The organism is bacterium (genome assembly GCA_024228115.1).
Taxonomy (GTDB): domain Bacteria; phylum Myxococcota_A; class UBA9160; order UBA9160; family UBA6930.
Map to the genome: position 1 here is coordinate 1 of JAAETT010000116.1, position 1,834 is coordinate 1,834.

At 59.3% G+C, this 1,834-nt stretch carries 2 protein-coding genes; both read right to left on the bottom strand.

All coding sequences use genetic code 11. The features are described from left to right. Window positions 1-668 precede the first annotated feature (668 nt). Window positions 669-1,007 (bottom strand): hypothetical protein, encoded by a 339-nt coding sequence (locus tag GY937_05850; protein ID MCP5056236.1) that lies wholly within the window; start codon window positions 1,005-1,007, stop codon window positions 669-671. Further along, the coding region (locus tag GY937_05855; protein MCP5056237.1) for an RHS repeat-associated core domain-containing protein at window positions 1,004-1,834 on the bottom strand (831 nt) is incomplete at its 5' end. The genes GY937_05855 and GY937_05850, both read right to left, overlap by 4 nt.

The window sequence follows — 1,834 nt, forward strand, 5'->3', positions numbered from 1 at the left end:
CTCACGCGCCAAGTCCAAGCCTGGCAAGACGATCGCAACCGAACGACGAAGGGCGTCGACTGGCAATTCACGACCCAACAAGCCCGCGTGAAACTGCGACGACTCTACCCCCAGCTTTTGGTGTGACAAGGGACTAGGGGTCAACCTCATCGCCGCGGGGCCCAAGTTGGGATGGTGGAATTGGGGGCCAATCGTGTAGTTGCCTTGAGGAATGGGCCCCGCGTTCTGCTTCGGCTGACCGGCATTGGCTCCTTGCAGGCCCTGCAGCGCTGGGTTGTTCAAACCCGTGCCGAACCCCGAGTAGTTCCCGCTCGCAGCGTTACCGTGGTGTGTAACAGTTCCAGCATTGGGTCCCGGGCTTGTGTTGATGTGGCTCAAGTTGCCGCTGGACTGCGAATAGACCCAGAGTAGGCCAGATGGATCACTAAACGACAGGGGATTCGACAAGGAGTAGACAAATATGTTTGCGGATCCGGGAGCATATCGGGCCGGAACCGGCGCAGGCAAATAGGCCGGAAAACCGGCCGGTACGGGAAGCCGGATGCGGACCGTAAGAGACCCGGGTTGGCCTAGTGGGTCAGCGTTCAAGTACCTCCCAACCCCGGGATCGAAATACCTGAACCTGTTGTATTGAAATCCAGCGAGTGTAGGGATGGGGGCCGTATGAACTACTTCGCGACCAGTGCAAACAGCAAGAAGCCGAGTGCTGCAGCACCAATCGCATCGAGGATTGCCGCCCCAAACCAACCATTGAGCGAAACCGCGGGCCCTTCGTTGCCCGCGGAATCACCTGTACCGAAACCGAAGCCGATTGCCATCAATGGTACGATCGACAAGCACGCCAATGGTACGAGTAGGGCCAAGACCTTGGGCCAGAGCAAAATTAGGCCATGGGCGTGCAAACCGAAAAGAGCGAGGCAGACCACAGCCACCAATCCCAAAGCCATCTTTGGCCGCTTGGTGTCAGCCAGTTTCTTGTGAAGCGTCGAATAGAGTCGACGCGTCATGGACTCTCCTCGCAAGTGCAACCGTAGCTGTACGTGATCGAGCCTTCCTGACCCACGAACGCTGTGGCACCAGCGACAAGCCCACCCGTGAACTTCACAGGACCCGAACCTGACTGGCTCGCAGAGGCACCTACAGGAGTGAGAGGAATCGCCGCCGTTACCCTGTTCGTTTGCGAAAATGATCCTGTTAGCTGACCTACTGGGACGTTCGCGACTGGAAAGCTGGGGCTTGTACTCTGCCTGCTCGACCCGCCGAGAGTCCCGAGCGGAGCGCGCAAACGGAACGAACCCGAAGCCGGCCCAACAACTGCTCCCGATCCGCCTTGAACAGACACCTGAAATCCCGAGATCTCATCGTCATCGTCGAAGCAGAGCGCGCCAGAAGCGCCAGCAGTGAATCCGAATCCAGGCCGGCCGGGGAAGAACGGAAAGGTGTTCACAGTTCCGCGGAGACTCACACCCTGCTTTGCAAGGCTTCGAAGCGCAGGGCCAACGTTCAAGTTGCCTGCGTTTCGGGCCACCATATTGGATTGACCATATGGGCCGTTACCCAGGCCGTACGGCCCCGGTTGAAGCCCAGCCGGGTCGATGGCCACAGTCGGGCCTAACCATGCGTATGAAAACGTGTTCGCCCCGCCCAGTTGACCGATAGGATCGGCGTTGATGTAGCGTCCAGTGGCAGGACTGAAATACCTGAACCTGTTGTAGTGGAGGCCTGTCTCGCCATCGGCGTACTGGCCAGGGAAGCGGGTGTTGAGGGCCACCGTACTCGTGGGGTCCACGGCTGCCGTGCCGAACGACTCATGGCTCTGCCTCCACACACTGGC